Origin of the sequence: Brevibacillus choshinensis (assembly GCF_016811915.1) — a bacterium.
GTDB classification, from domain to species: Bacteria; Bacillota; Bacilli; order Brevibacillales; family Brevibacillaceae; genus Brevibacillus; species Brevibacillus choshinensis_A.
The window spans coordinates 4,707,501-4,722,360 of sequence record NZ_CP069127.1; the positions used below are offsets into that span (position 1 = coordinate 4,707,501).

13 protein-coding genes (1 of these 13 running past the window's edge) are annotated in these 14,860 nt (G+C 47.7%); 2 read left to right on the forward strand and 11 right to left on the reverse strand.

What is annotated here, in order from left to right:
• A protein-coding gene (locus tag JNE38_RS23585; RefSeq protein ID WP_203353542.1) for a LysR family transcriptional regulator crosses the window boundary here: on the forward strand, positions 1-279 show its 3' portion. 585 nt of this gene lie to the left of the window's left edge; the window shows 279 of its 864 coding nt (coding positions 586-864); its start codon lies off the left edge, out of view; it ends in the stop codon at positions 277-279.
• A 558-nt stretch (positions 280-837) separates the two neighbouring features.
• Complete coding sequence (locus JNE38_RS23590) at positions 838-1,251, forward strand: hypothetical protein (protein ID WP_203353543.1); 414 nt, start codon at positions 838-840, stop codon at positions 1,249-1,251.
• A gap of 73 nt (positions 1,252-1,324) precedes the next feature.
• On the opposite strand, the gene JNE38_RS23595 is transcribed toward JNE38_RS23590, so the two are convergent.
• The 11 genes from JNE38_RS23595 to speB all read right to left on the reverse strand — a co-directional run bounded on the left by JNE38_RS23595 (position 1,325) and on the right by speB (position 14,848).
• Entirely contained in the window at positions 1,325-2,929 is a 1,605-nt protein-coding gene (locus JNE38_RS23595; protein ID WP_203353544.1) for a flavin monoamine oxidase family protein, read from the reverse strand.
• A gap of 395 nt (positions 2,930-3,324) precedes the next feature.
• On the reverse strand, positions 3,325-3,882 hold the full coding sequence (locus JNE38_RS23600; RefSeq protein WP_203353545.1) for a dihydrofolate reductase family protein: 558 nt from the start codon (positions 3,880-3,882) through the stop codon (positions 3,325-3,327).
• Between the two features lie 639 nt (positions 3,883-4,521).
• A complete protein-coding gene (locus JNE38_RS23605; protein ID WP_238933436.1) occupies positions 4,522-4,839 on the reverse strand; it encodes a hypothetical protein in 318 nt (105 codons plus the stop codon).
• 413 nt (positions 4,840-5,252) lie between these two features.
• Complete coding sequence (gene rpiA, locus JNE38_RS23610) at positions 5,253-5,927, reverse strand: ribose-5-phosphate isomerase RpiA (RefSeq protein WP_203353546.1); 675 nt, start codon at positions 5,925-5,927, stop codon at positions 5,253-5,255.
• Between the two features lie 98 nt (positions 5,928-6,025).
• Entirely contained in the window at positions 6,026-6,643 is a 618-nt protein-coding gene (wrbA, locus tag JNE38_RS23615) for an NAD(P)H:quinone oxidoreductase (RefSeq protein ID WP_203353547.1), read from the reverse strand.
• A 326-nt stretch (positions 6,644-6,969) separates the two neighbouring features.
• On the reverse strand, positions 6,970-7,857 hold the full coding sequence (locus tag JNE38_RS23620) for a DMT family transporter (RefSeq protein ID WP_203353548.1): 888 nt from the start codon (positions 7,855-7,857) through the stop codon (positions 6,970-6,972).
• Between the two features lie 241 nt (positions 7,858-8,098).
• Positions 8,099-8,329, reverse strand: coding sequence for a biotin/lipoyl-binding protein (locus JNE38_RS23625; RefSeq protein WP_203353549.1), 231 nt, complete (start codon positions 8,327-8,329; stop codon positions 8,099-8,101).
• Positions 8,313-10,451, reverse strand: coding sequence for a sigma 54-interacting transcriptional regulator (locus JNE38_RS23630; RefSeq protein ID WP_203353550.1), 2,139 nt, complete (start codon positions 10,449-10,451; stop codon positions 8,313-8,315). Before JNE38_RS23630 ends, JNE38_RS23625 begins: the two co-directional genes overlap by 17 nt.
• 110 nt (positions 10,452-10,561) lie before the next feature.
• The gene (locus JNE38_RS23635) at positions 10,562-11,938 is read right to left on the reverse strand and encodes a putrescine aminotransferase (RefSeq protein ID WP_203353551.1); all 1,377 of its coding nucleotides are present in this window, start codon (positions 11,936-11,938) and stop codon (positions 10,562-10,564) included.
• 29 nt (positions 11,939-11,967) lie between these two features.
• Positions 11,968-13,440: an aldehyde dehydrogenase family protein gene (locus JNE38_RS23640; protein WP_203353552.1), complete on the reverse strand. Its 1,473-nt coding sequence runs from the start codon at positions 13,438-13,440 to the stop codon at positions 11,968-11,970.
• 475 nt (positions 13,441-13,915) lie between these two features.
• Positions 13,916-14,848 carry an agmatinase gene (gene speB, locus JNE38_RS23645; protein WP_203353553.1) on the reverse strand — a complete coding sequence of 311 codons (933 nt, stop codon included), beginning with the start codon at positions 14,846-14,848 and terminating at the stop codon, positions 13,916-13,918.
• Between the last annotated feature and the right edge of the window lie 12 nt (positions 14,849-14,860).

Below are 14,860 nucleotides of genomic sequence, written 5' to 3' on the forward strand. Positions count from 1 at the left end.
CGCGTTGCCAATGAAGATTGGCTACACAGCGAGGGTGTGCAGTCATCAAACACAATCGAGATCAGCACGTTGGAGACGATGCTGAATTGTGTTCGCGCAGGAATTGGCCACGCGCTTCTGACGAAATCTGCAGTTGCTGTAGATGATGACAGGGTGCGTGCACATCCGGTTCCTGAACGGTACCGTTTTTTGACAACGAGGCTGGTTTCCCGGAAAGAGCAGTTCCACAACAAAGCGTTCACTGCCTTCGCAGACTGTGTCAGAGCAGCTGGAATTTGATCAAACATTGAATACCCAGATCATGCTAGGAATGAATTTTTAATATAGTTCTAGACTGATCCCGAATCATTGAAACAGCGGCGACCTAAGACCTCAAAAAAAGTCTTAGACTCGCCGCTGTTTATTACCCTAACGAACTCGGTTCGTTCAAAAAATTAACATCATGCTTCTTAATAGACAGTCTTGAATGAAACACAACGTTTGTTTTGTTAAACATCGTCACACACACTTGGATTCAGAATTGGTATATTTAGGATAACCCCCTATTTTTAAAGGAGCATTTCCTGTGAAGCGAGATTTGTTGTTATTACTCGTTTATCTGGTACCGTTTGTTTACTTTGAGCTTCTTTGGGAATCTAGTGGTTATTCTTTTGAGTTGCTTCTTTTAATCGTCCTTTTTGCTATCCTTGCCTTCCTTCACAACTCCGTTTTCTTTTTATTGATTGGCCAGCTATGTGAATGAACACGCAGTTTGGCCCCAAGTCATTTGATAAATGTTTCTGCTTCAAATTCCGTATGGTAACACTTGTATGTCAAATCCATGAATGGTGATGATTCATGACTCTGAGAAAATGGCATGTAGCTATTACGAGCCTCTTCATTTTGCTGGGAGTTTTTATTTTTGCTCATCGTCCCCACATGTTCTATCCCAATTTGCCCTTCAGCTCTGTTCCTAAAGAAACTGTGGTTTCCCTATTAAAAGAAAAACCATCCGATACCATCATACAATTGGCTTTTGAGGACGGATATGTGTGGTATGGTGCGAATGCAGACCACGGCCTAGAGATTGAAAAACTCAAATCGGATATGGATGCAAATGGTTGGAAGTTTATGAAACAAGATGGCTCAGGCTACTTCTTTACAAAAGGAAGCGAAAAGATCGTTATTACCTCAAGCATGTGGTCCAGTGAGGTTGTTTTATTCAAAGCCCCTGTCATTGTCCATCCGTTAAAACGATCAGATTCGCATTAACGGCGTTCATTTTACATGCTTTCCACACTTAGATGACGGTATCTTTAAGACTTTACAACAAACACTGGCGTTCTTATCGCCTTGCCTCCGCTTTCAAATCTTCGAGCACTTCCTTCGCTGCCCGCTCACCCGTCTCGACCGCTCCGTTCAGATAACCCTGGAAATCGAGCGAGGTGTGCTCACCGGCAAAATAGCAATTGCCTTCCCGCTCTCTTTCTATTCCGCAAAACTTCGTATATTGCCCCACCCGGTAGTAGGAATAGGAACCCTTCGTCCATCTGTAACCCGGCCAAAAATCGAGGGTTACCTTACCGTTCCATTTCTCCGAGATCCCCGGTAATACCGGTTCTACTTGGGATAAAAAGCGCTTTGCCAGTTCCCGATTGCTCCCTTCATCAAAGGCTGCTCCATAGTTCCCGCCGGTGTAATTGACCAGGATACCCGAATCACCCGGCTGAGCCCGCGTTACATCCCACGTTTGCTGGTATCCAGTCTCAGAGAAGGTCTCTCCGTTGCAGCCAAACGACTCCCAGTGCCGTTCCGTAAATTGGAGATGGAGCTTGGAGTTTGTCCCCATGCCGTACTCCTCGATCGCGGTTTCCTTCAGGGAACGGAACCCCGCCCTTCGGAAATCAACCGAGGAACGAAGAATCGAGAAGGGAATCGTGATGACTACCTTGTCAGCAGACACCTCTTTGCTGCCGGAATCGCTGTCAAAAGTCAGGGTATAGGTGCCGTCACTCTTCCGCTTGATGGCCACCAGCTCGTGATTGGTGAGAATCTGATCGCCCAGCTTTCTTTTAAGCTTGGACGGAATCTGATCGTTGCCGCCCCTTACGTGGAATTTCTCGTTGGATGGACCAAACATGCGAAAATTTCCCTGCCCTCGATATCCGAGCAGATACAGCAGATTCAGGGCACTCTGATCGCTTGCTTCTCCACCGTACATGGTTGTGTAGGCCACGTCCAGCAGCTTGCCCAATTTGGAATCCATGCCGCCCCGCACGGTTTCCTCGATCCAGTCGATGATCGACATGCTATCAAGCTCCCTGCCCCGATCTGTATAGCTATGGTAAAGCGTCGGGAAGCCGGCAGCAGTCACATCCCAGTGAATCTTTTGCCAGATCCGCTTGATGTCATTAGTTGCTTCCTCATATGTGTACGCTTCACCATCAAAGTAGTAGAAAACTTCTGATCCGTTCTTCTCTGCCCGGTGCAGGTTGTCCAGCTTGAGGCCTAGTTCCTGGGCGAGTTGCTTGATCTGTATATGGCTGTTGTCGATCAGTTCTCCGCCATGCTCCGCGATCTGATCGTCTGCGAAGTCTCCTCGGCGTGTCCAGCAGCGCCCGCCGACGCGATCCGAAGCTTCGTACACATCCGCGATAATACCCGCCTGCTTCAACCGGTAAGCACAGGTAAGTCCGGCCAGCCCTGCTCCAACAACGACTACCTTGGTAGAAGCTTCAGCACGGGCAAGATTTCCGCCCCAATCCCACAAGATTGTAGGAACAGCTACCGCAGCGGCAATCGTGGCCGTATGTTTCAAAAACTCCCTTCGGCTGATGGCCTTCTCCGCCCGCTCTTCAATCACCTGTTTGACAGGTATATTTCGTTCGTGCGCCTCCTGTGCAACAGATGCAGCCTCTTGCAAATCGCAAATCAGCGGTGTTTTGGACATACTTACCTCCTTGGTTTCGTAAAGAGTAAAAACTCCTATCCGCCTCGCCTCGCTCACCGTTTGATCGCATGCATCGTTCTCCATGTACGAGCCCTCATGTTTCGGCGGATGTCCTTATCTTTACTAGAGGGTTCTTCGCATTCCATTTATTACCTTTTGTTGAAATGCACAAATCTCGATAAATCGATCTAAATATTCTGTATTCTCCAAAATATCAGCAGCCGTATATCAGCTTCGTAAAGTAAGCGAAGTATTTGGCCTACTATTGGCCATCCTTTGTGCGAGTGCCCAGCTAAGGATTTAACTTTTTTCTCCCAGCATGTGCCCATAAATGAAAAAAGCGGCGGTCGAAGACATAAAGTCTTAGACTTGCCGCTAAACGAACGTGTGCAATATTATTTGTTCGCATCAAAATGATAGATTAATTGTACAACGCCCGAGGAGAACGTTCTGGTTGTAGCCATTTTTAAATTCAACCTCTGTTTTATATCCACAAACAGCGGTTTCCCTTCTCCCAAAACAACGGGGTGAACAGATAATCTAAATTCGTCAACAAGCCCTAAATTGATAAAAGTTGTAATCAGACTTGCTCCACCATATAGCCAGATGTCTTTACCAGGCTTATTCTTTATTTTATTTACTTCTTCGAGAATACGATCATTTATGAATACGGCTTTATGATCAGTCCCCTTTTGCGTCCTGGAAAACACATATTTCTCTTTACTATGAACCAAATCCCAAAATTCTTTTTCAGAATCGGTAGGTTCGATATCCGGAGTATATTGTCCCCATAAATCATAGCTCTTTCTTCCATAGAAAATGGCATCAATTTGATTTAAAAAATGATGAAACTCCATCTCAGAGTCCATAATGCACCAATCAACTTCACCATTTTTCCCTTCAATAAAACCATCTAAAGTAACCGCTAAATCTAAAATAACTCTTCGTTTCATGATTTATTACTCCTTTCGGTAATCTCCCCCCATTGTAGACCTCAAATACGTCACCTTATGTCATATTAATCAAAGAGAGGATATCTTTTTTACAATGCTGTTCGTCAAAGCGATTCCCGACTTCCCACATATGAATCCCCATTTACGGCCACAAAGGCAAGGGAAGCATGCAGCCATTTCTGAAAGCTGCCCCAACTGATGCGGCTTTTTTGTTTGAAGGATACAAATTCTTGTCGTAACTCAATGTGTGGGCTGCGCTATTTGGGCTGCTCTTTTTTACATTGCTGTTTCCACTTTGTCACATCTTCGGACCCCTTCCTGTCTTGTTTAATAACAAATCCGTACCCCTGCTTCATTCGCGCTGTTCGTAGATTCGGCTCAATGGGGGATGCACGGGAATTTCGCCATGTACTTCGCGACGGCTGTCTTCTCGGAAAAAATCGGACTCGCGCAGCGGCACACCCCGTCATCTCGCTAGGCTTGTCCTTGAACTCGATGTTGATTATGAGGGAAATGACGAAAACGAAAGAAAAGATCAGCGGAGACAGCGTTTGAAATGAAGTAAACCATGCTCTTTGTCTTAAGAGTAAAGGGACTCGAAATTCGCCGCATGTAAAAAGGGAGAGCATTTCCTCTCCCTCAAAGCCATGGGGTTCTATTCCTTTTAAAAAGTCCTAATCCTTGCAATTCACGATACGTTTTAAAAAGATCTTTAGCGATTTGCACATTATTTATCACTGTGCCCAAATCTATGTCGGTTATGCTTGGAATCATCTGAAGCAATGAGGGTCTCCTCACCCTGTTTCTTCTCATCGTTTTCATCCATTCCTGATGATACTGATCCAATGCTGCCGGCTCTCTTTTCAGTTGACGTCTGGTGATGTTGTTCTGTTTGAGCCATTGCATGAATTCTGGCGTGAGACGATCCTGACTCGCGATAGGCTGCTGTCTTCTCAAGGGCGTTCCTCCTTTCCCTGTTCATCCAAAGGAGCAGAAGGAACCAAGTTCCTCCTAAAACGCAGATACTGAATACCATATGTTATTCGGATTACATTTGCTTGTACTCTTGCCTATCGACGCAAACCCTTGAACAGAAAACCGTGCGAAAGATTTGGCTATCCGATAACCGAAGAACTACTATTTTAGACCGGAACCCTAATGGTACAAGGGAAATACTAAAGTTTGAGACTGCTCCATTGAACTATCGAACCTGTCGTATTATGAGACCCATATTCGGACATAGAGACTAACATACATTGTTCTAGCCTCCTATCCTAGCAGAAATCGGATTCGTTCACTTCTTTGTGGTTGTCTAATTTTTACAACTTTTTCAAAGCAATTACCCTGTAACGGGTAAGAGGATTTCAACCTCAATTTTTCTTAGACAATACTTTTAGCCCATTTGTGGTTCCGATGATCACAGTGTCGGCCATGGATATAAAAAGACCGGTATCAACAACACCGGGTAAAAGCTTAATTGTTCGATCAAGTTTAGCTGGATTTTCAATATATCCAAAAGAACAGTCCAAAATATAGTTACCATTGTCAGAAACGTATGGGCAACCATTCACCCTACGTAATGTCGGGACGCAGTTTAACCCCTCTATCCGTTTGGCTGTAACTTCCCATGCAAAGGGAACGACTTCAATAGGTAACGGGAATTTTCCGATTTTCTCGACAGACTTAGATTCATTTGCCACTATAATGAGACGATTAGAAGCAGCTGCGACTAACTTCTCGCGTACGAGTGCTCCCCCTCCACCTTTAATCAGATCCAATGATGAATTAAACTCATCAGCACCATCAATTGTCAAATCTACTTCTGTCGATTGTGCAAAAGTTTCTAGTGGAATACCTAATTCATTAGCTAAATCACTTGTTTGTTGGGAGGTAGGGATGGCACGAATTTGTAATTCTTTCTGTTTTACTAATTCCCCCAATTTACGTATGGTCCAATACACTGTAGATCCGGTGCCTAGCCCAATTGTCATTCCGTCTCTAACATATTCCACCGCTTTCTCGCCTGCTAGTTTTTTTACATTCATATGAGTCCTCCACCAAAAAATTATCGTTAGAGTCAAACAATGTAAAGGAAAACCACAGTAACGACTGTGGTTTTCCAACAATGCATAGAGATCATTTTTTATTGCATTCCTTTTTTGACCCATTCAGCCACCGTAACCACACGCTTGGCTTGATGTTTAACGGCCTTTTGATAAGCTTCCTTATCTCCAACAATTTGATTGTTTTGATCGACAGATACACTTGTACCATACGGATTCCCTCCGGCAGCAAACAAGGAAGCATCCGTATATCCCGGAGCAACCACGATTGCCCCCCAGTGATACATGGAGGTGTATAAGTTAAGGATCGTCGCTTCTTGACCACCGTGAGCGTTTTGAGCAGAAGTCATTGCACTTACCACTTTATTAACCGTTTTTCCATGGAACCAGATTCCACCTGTTGTATCTAAAAATTGTTTCATTTGAGCGGCCATGTTTCCGAACCGTGTAGGCGTACTGAAAATAATGGCATCAGCCTCAACGATGTCATCCGGTGTAATAACCGGAATATCTTTAGTGGCTTCCACATGGGCTTTCCAAGCGGGATTTCTATCAATCACTTCTTGCGTTGCCAATTCTTGAACCTTAAAGATTTTCACTTCCGCGCCGGCTTCCTTTGCCCCTTCCGCACCCCATTGAGCTAATTGATAGTTAGTTCCGGTGGAGCTGTAATACACAATAGCAAGTTTGACACTCATGCAAAAAACCTCCTTAAATGGTTCGTTATATCACACACTCTACGTTATCCATTTCGTTCAAGTGGTAAACCTGAATCGACATAAACAATAAATCAGTCCTCTTGGCAAGTTAGTCTAATTCTCTTATTTGAAACAGCGGTAGCCATTGGACCAGAAAATGTCCTAGACTTCCGCTGTTATTGAACGATCGAACCCCATAATACGTGCTCTAATTTCAGCAAATCAAAGCGCATATTATGGAAGTTCATGATAATTATTATGCTTGCTACTTAAACTAACGCACTCCGAAAGTAGAACATGGTAATCTACGTACCCTCACATAATACCTATTCCATATACTTCTTATAGTTTTGTTTTAATAAACCTTTAAAATCTAGTTCAGCAATTAGAACACTTACTAATAAGAGTACTGCCCCTAAATAACCTCTAGATGTGAGAGTTTCACCCGTGAAAAAGTAAGCAAATACGGAGGAAAAAACAGGTTCCAATGTAAAAATAAGACCTGCATGGGTTGGGCTGGTATGTTGCTGGGCAATGATTTGAACAATGAATGCGATTCCTGTACAAAATATACTTAGTGCCAAGATTGCAAACCATGACTCATAATTGTCGGGAAGCCTTGGTTTTTCCATAAAAATAGAGAAAATAATACTAAACAGTCCAACAAAGCCAAGTTGTAAAACTCCAAGGGAAATGGAATTTACATGCTTAGCCACTGCTCCTGTAACCATGATATGCATGGCATAGAATAAAGCACAAAGAATACAAAACAGATCACCAAAACCTATCTTAAATTGGTTATGCAAAGTTAATAGACCTATTCCTACTATTGATAAAGCAATCCCGAAAACAACTTTTTTTTCAGGCGTTTGTTTTAAGAATATAGAAGATAATAATGGTATAAATATGACTGTGAGACTAAATAAAAAACCTGCATTCGAGACGGATGTATACTTCGTACCGAAAGTCGCAAACACATAAACAATAAACAAAATAAACGATAATATAAAAGCATATTTTACTGTTTTAAAATCAGTCTTAATTAAGTGCTTGTAAAATACTATTCCCGATAAAAGAAATGCAAGAGTGAAACGTAATGAAATTAAATTATATTCTTGCAGATGGTCGAGACCAATTTTTGTAAGTAAAATCGATCTTCCCCAAAAAAATGTAATCATTAGCAGCATTAAATCAGCTCTAAGTTGTAAACTCATCTATATTCCCTCGTTATATCTTGAGCTAAATGTCTGGTTTGGTTCAAACTTATATCTCAAAATAGCATCATTTTAATTTAGATATATTCGATATACTTCTTCAATAATCCTGCCCTTTAACTGATTAAAGACCATAGCGTTCTTAAAAGGGTGGGCTCGACATCCCTCAGAGCAAGTCAAATAAAGCCTCCAGACATTCGAGATCTGGAGGCTAACTTATTTGAATCTTTGTCTCAAGTCCTTACTCCAAATAAGTGATCGCCGCCAGAATCATCCCTGCAATCACCTTCTCCCCTTGCTCCACTTCGACCCCATTCGCATATCCCGTAACGGGTGAAAGAATGTCCACCGTCCTGCCGCTGCCGACGAGCGTAAAAATGACTTCCCCTTCCTCGACTCTGTCCCCTGCCTGGAACCGGATTCGTTCAATCGTGCCAGCAAAGGGCGATATGACATCATACTTTAAACCCAATCTGCTCACCCCGACTTATTTTCTCTTGGATTTCCTGATACTTTCGGCTGATGGTGGACTGGCTCACGCCCAGCATCTTGGCGGCCAAGGAAGTCGTCTTGTACTCATCCATCGCCATTTTGATGAGCTGCTCCTCCATTGCTCTGGTCGCTTCCTTCAGTGGCATTATTTTGGTCAAGCGCTGCTTCAGAAACTGCTTCTTCCCTTTTTTCAGCAGGGGCGTAATGTGGTGTGCCTCGATCAAATCTTCATCCGCGGTGACGACCAACCTCTCGATGATGTTTTGCAGCTCACGGACATTGCCTGGCCAGGAATACGATTCCAGCAGGTCGAGAGCATCCTGGGAAAGCTGTGTGGTTCGTTCATACTTTTCATTGAAGGTCTGCAGAAAGTGAAGTCCGATCAGCGGAATATCCTCAGGGCGATCCCGCAGCGGAGGAATCACGACCGGTATGACGTTGAGGCGATAGAAGAGGTCCTCTCGAAACGTGCCGTCCTCCACCATTTTTTCCAGGTTTTTGTTGGTAGCGGCGATGATCTGCACATCCACCTCCACGACCTCTGATCCGCCTATCGGGATGATTTCGCGCTCCTGCAGTACCCGAAGGAGCTTTACCTGGAGATTGAGCGGCATCTCGCCGATCTCGTCCAAAAAGAGGACACCCTTGTGCGCCATCCGAAAATAGCCGGGCTTTCCGTTTGAGTTGGCCCCTGTGAAGGCTCCTTTTTCATAGCCGAACAATTCGCTTTCCAAAAGAGTTTCGGGAATGGCTCCGCAGTTTACTTTTACAAACGGCTTGCTGCTGCGCGGCCCCAGCTCGTAGATCGTCCGGGCGAATACCTCCTTGCCCACACCCGATTCTCCTGTCAATAAGACGGTCGACGACGTGTTTGCGATTTTCTGGATGTATTTCATCACCTTTTCGATTTTGTCGCTGGCATAAATGAGCTGGCGGTTTTTTCCGTACTGCTTTTGGTCGCGCAAATGCTCCAGTTCCTTTTTGTACTTCTCGGACATCTTTTTGGCGTGCAGCAGCTCTTCCTTCAGCTGGACGGTCTCGGTTATGTCGCGCAGGGCGATGACGATCCGCTCCAGCTTTCCCTTCTCATCAAAGATCGGGTTGCCGACAGCCAGAACGTTTTTTCCCGATTGGCTTTCCTGCGTCACCGATACTTTCCGTTTTCGTTCGATGACCATTTTCACGATGGCGGAGAAAAATGTCCCTTCGTGCTCCAGCTCCATCAGATTCAGGCCGATCAGCTGCTCCTTGTCGATTTCCCAAAAGTCCTTGATCAGGTTGCCGCTGTAGCGCAGCAAGACGCCGTTTTCATCCAGAACCAGGATCTCGTCGTAAATGGAAGAAAGGATTCCCTGGAGATCCGTGTTGAGATTTTTGACATACTCCATCTCCATCGCCATCTTTTCAATGAAAGGCAAGTCCTGCAGCACGATGATGGCTCCCGTCACGTTGCCGTGCTGATTCCGGATCGGGCCGAAATCGGCAAGCACCCCGATGCGGTCATTGACGATGATGTGATTCAGGATGGTTTCTCCGTTTTCCACTACTTTGAGGAAAATATCCGGATCGAGCACTTCTCCCACGCGCTGCTGCCGAAGCTCCTCCGGTGTGAGGCGCACCATCCGCAGCACCTCTGAGCTGAAGTTCTCGATCCGACCGTGCACGTCTGCGATGACGATGCCCATCGGGATGGAATTGAGCAGCGAGCGAATCCAGTCTGTGTGGGCGGATTGGCTGGTCAACAGGTAGTACAGGATGTCCTCCCGGTGCAAATACCCTTCCGTCCCACCGTCCCGATTCTGGATGACGACGACTTCTTCCCCGAACACTTTGAACAAATCCAGCATGTCTGCTTCCTCTTGGAAAAACGCCACGTTGGTGTGGAACGGAAGCTGGCCCACCTGCCGCTTCATCCATTCCGGATCCTCCAAGGAAGGCATGATATCGGTATTTCGTATATAAGCAACAATGTTTCCCTCTTGCTCGGAATCTGTGATAAACACATAGCGCTCGTTGAATCTTGACATGATGTTCCACAAGTCATTGGCGGAAGATTCAAACGATACGGTGCATGCTTTTCTGACAAACCATTTCGAAGCCATAGGTCCTCCCGAAGTTGCTTAAATTGTCTCTACTATTATACGCGGGCTCCAATGGGTGGGAAAGCGGAAAAGAAGACCGGGTGGACAGTCTTCTTCTCCTTTCAATCAGCTTATATCTTGACTTGCGGCAGTACGTTTTTGAACGTTTCGATCACTTTGTCCGCTTCCTCGTACGTAATCGTGAGCGGCGGTTCGATCCGAATCGTTTTGGCGTTGATCAGTGTGCCAGCTACGAGCACACCGTTGTCAAACAGCCCTTTCGATACCTCATAGCCGATCTCATCGTTATGGAACTCGATGCCGATCAAGAGACCTTTTCCGCGCACCTCCTGCACTTTGTCGGAGTGGGCAGCCGCCGCCTCGCGCAGCCCTTTGAGCAGATAATCTCCCATTTCCACGCAGCGATCCAGCAGGTTTTCCTCGATCAATACATTGAAGGTCGCGATCGCTGCGGCGCACGCAAGCGGGTTTCCGCCAAAGGTTGTCGTCTGGACGAACGGATTTGGGAAGAAGCTTTTGAACACTTCCTCGGTAGCCACGACCGCACCAGCAGGCATGATGCCCCCGCCGAATGCTTTCGCCAGGCAGAGAATGTCCGGAACGACATCATAGTGCTCGCAGCAGAACATTTTCCCTGTTCGGCCCATACCGGTCTGCACTTCGTCGAGGATCAGCAGGGCGCCATATTGGTCGCACAGCTCGCGAACCTGCTTCAAGTAGTTTTCCGGCGGCAGATTCACGCCGCCCTCTCCTTGGATCGGCTCCAAAATCACTCCGGCGATCTCTTCGCCGACGAGAGCGCACGCTTCAAATGTCTTGCGCATCATCTCGATGTCTCCGAAATGCACATGACGGAAGCCGGGAATCATCGGGAGGAACGGTTTGCGGAATACACCTTTTGCCGTAGCGGACAATGCCCCCAGACTCTTCCCGTGAAATGCTTTGGTCGTCGCGATAAAGGTCGTACGTCCAGTGTGCATTTTCGCGAGCTTGATTGCGGCTTCCACTGTCTCGGTTCCGCTGTTGGCAAAGTAGGCGTACTTCAGGTTGCCGGGTGTAACATCCGCCAAGATTTTGGCCAGCATGGCGCGCAGCGGGTCGAGCAAATCCTGGCTGTGCAGCGGCTGACGATTGAGCTGGTTGATGACCGCCTCCACCACTTTCGGATGCCGATGGCCCACGTTGTAGATCCCGAACCCACCGAGGCAGTCGATGTAGACTTTGCCGTTTACGTCCATGAAGGAGTTGGGACCCGCGTCCTTCCATTCCACTGCGGCAAATTGACCATCCTTGGTCACGGATTTGCGGTAGCCGAGGAAGCCTGGATTGACGTGGTCGCGGAAATTCTCCACCGTCTGGCGAGTTACCCATGCGGCTTCGTCCTTGGTGATTTCGTCTTTGGCGATCAGGTCGAGCACCTGCTGCGTATAGGCATAAACATCTGCATATTGTTCATTCACTTTTGCATTCTCCACTGCTTTACTCATGTTGTTGTCCTCCTGATTTCTTTTCGTCATTAGTTCTCAAACCATCCGGTGGGCTGGACGGCCATATTGATATTGATTTGCTTCACTTCGGTGTATTCGTCAAAGCCGAACGTACCGAGACCGCGGCCGATTCCGCTTTGCTTGTAACCGCCCCAAGGCGCTTCGTTGTACGTTGGGTGGTAGCAGTTGATCCAGGTAATGCCTGCGCGCAGCTTCTTGATCACGCGCATGGCCTTGGCGCCATCCTGCGTAAATACACCGCCAGCCAGGCCGTACACCGTATCGTTGGCAATGCGAATGGCATCCGCTTCATCCTTGAATCGCTGGATCGCCAGCACCGGCCCGAAAATTTCCTCCTGGACGATCCTCATGGAAGGCGTCGTGTCGGTGAAAATGGTCGGCTCGACGAAGTAGCCGCTTGCGAGATTGCCCTCCGTGATGCGGTTTCCTCCGCACAAGAGGCGCGCTCCCTCTGATTTGCCCAGTTCGATGTAATGCAGCACCTTTTCCATGTGGGCTTCGCTGACCAGCGGCCCCATCTCTGTGGATGGATCGTCGCCGGCACCGACGCGGATTTTTTTCGCGCGCTCCACCAGCCGCTCCACGAAGCGGTCATGGATGCTGTCTTCCAGCAAGAGGCGGGAACCTGCGGAGCAAACCTGTCCCTGATTGGCGAAAATACCAAACAGCGCATAATCCACCGCGGTTTCAAAATCGGCATCCGCGAAGACGATATTCGGCGATTTGCCTCCCAGCTCCAAGGATATTTTCTTGATGTTGCCTGTAGCGGCTCTCATGATGCTTCGTCCTGTTGCGGTGCCTCCGGTAAACGAGATTTTATCCACGAGGTGGCTTTCTGCCAGCTCGTTGCCCACGGTAGCGCCAGCTCCCAGCACCATGTTGGCAACGCCTTTGGGAATGCCTACTTCCTCGATGATCTCAAACAGCTTGATGGCGGTGACCGGTGTTACTTCGGACGGCTTGAAGACAATCGTATTGCCGGCAGCGAGTGCAGGGGCGATCTTCCATACCCCCATCAGCAGCGGGTAGTTCCACGGTACGATCAAGGCACACACCCCGACCGGTTCGCGCACGACCATCGCTTGGACAGGATCGGCGACATGGTACGTCTGGCCATCCGGCTTGGTAACCATTCCTGCATAGTACCGGAAGCAGGCTGCTGCATCCGCTACGTCGAAAGCTGTTTCCCGAAGCGGTTTGCCATTATCGAGAGTCTCCAGTCGTCCGATTTCGTCTGCCCGCTGCTCCAGCTTGTCAGCGATGGCAAACAGGTAACGCGCTCGCTCTGCTGCAGGCAAATCGGACCATACGCCACTATCGAATGCTTCCCGAGCTACCGAAATGGCATGACGGGCATCCGCCACGTCTCCTTCCGCAGCCAGTGCGATTCCTTCTCCATTAGCGGGATTCACAATCTCACGAGTCTTTTTGCTTTGTGCATCGACCCATTCCCCGTTGATGTACATCTTCAGGTTCATCATGCAATGAATCCTCTCCCTTCTGCTGTTCCGTTCTCAGCAATCTATATGAGCAAATCTCGTGCCAACGTGAAAAAGCTCTGATACCTGCTCTTTTGCTTGGATTTTGCAAGGGTGCATTATGCAAAAAATCATAGATTATGCAGAAATGAATAAATCATAGTGGGTTGAATGTGGCTGCAGTGGGAGAAGCCCATTTCCATTCTCCGCTCCGGGCTGAACCCACCGAACCCAAGGGTGCTTAGACTGTCCGCTCCGCAACGCCCCCCGGGGAAGCGCTAAACGGCGCGCAGCTTGCTTGTAAAAACCATGGATTGGCATGATAGAAATTGATTGCAAGCTTCAACTGCTAGATACCTAAATCAAAACAAATATAGCTCTCCTGCTAAGCGAAGAGACGCTAAGCAAGAGAGCTATCTACTATTCTGTCAGGCTCAATTTTTCATTTTTACTGCTTACCCGCAGCCACTTTCGAAAACTAGGCTTTCATCTTCAACGCCACCAACGCGGCAAAATCATGGATCAGCGTCGCGGCGAGCAAGGATGTGATTTGCGTCGGATCGTACGGAGGGAGCACCTCCACGAGATCGAAGCCGATGTAGTTCAGATCCGTGAGCGAGCGGACCAGCTGCAGTGCTTCGTGGCTGGTGAAGCCTCCGACCTCCAATGTTCCTGTACCGGGAGCGAAGGCGGGATCGACAAAATCAATGTCAAAAGTCAAAAAGCAAGGCGTGTCGCCGATCGCCGCTTTGATCTGACCCACGACGTCATCGAATCCCCGGCTGCGCAGTTCACTGGTCGTGATCACGTTGTACCCGAGCTCGTAGCTGGCTTCCAGATCGCCGGGATGGTTCAGAGTGCCGCGGATGCCGACCTGGAACACTTTGTCCGGCAATAGCAAGTCTTCTTCATAAGCCCGGATAAACGGAGATCCATGCCAGTACTTCTCATCGTAATAGGTATCCCACGTGTCCGTGTGGGAATCGAACTGGATCAAAGCGACCTTGCCATATATTTTCTTGGCCGCTCGCAGGGCAGCCAGCGTAATCGAATGGTCCCCTCCCAACCCGATGGGAACGATGCCCTTTTTCATCAAATCGAGCATGGCCGCTTCCATCAGCTCATAGCTGCGGTGAATATTGTGCGGAATGACGGGAACATCGCCGATATCGATCGCTTGGGTATCTTCAAACGGATAGACCTTGTGCGTCGGATGATAAGGGAATAGCGTCATGGATGCCTGGCGAATCGCTTGGGGTGCAAAACGGGCACCTACGCGAAACGAAGCGGCCGTATCAAATGGCTGGCCCAGAATCGCCACCTTGGCATCTTCTCTATGAGAGGGCAGGCGCATGAACGTGCCTGTCGTGCAAAATTCTGGCTTCACATCGGGTGTCAGTGGATATTGCATGGGTGGGTTTCC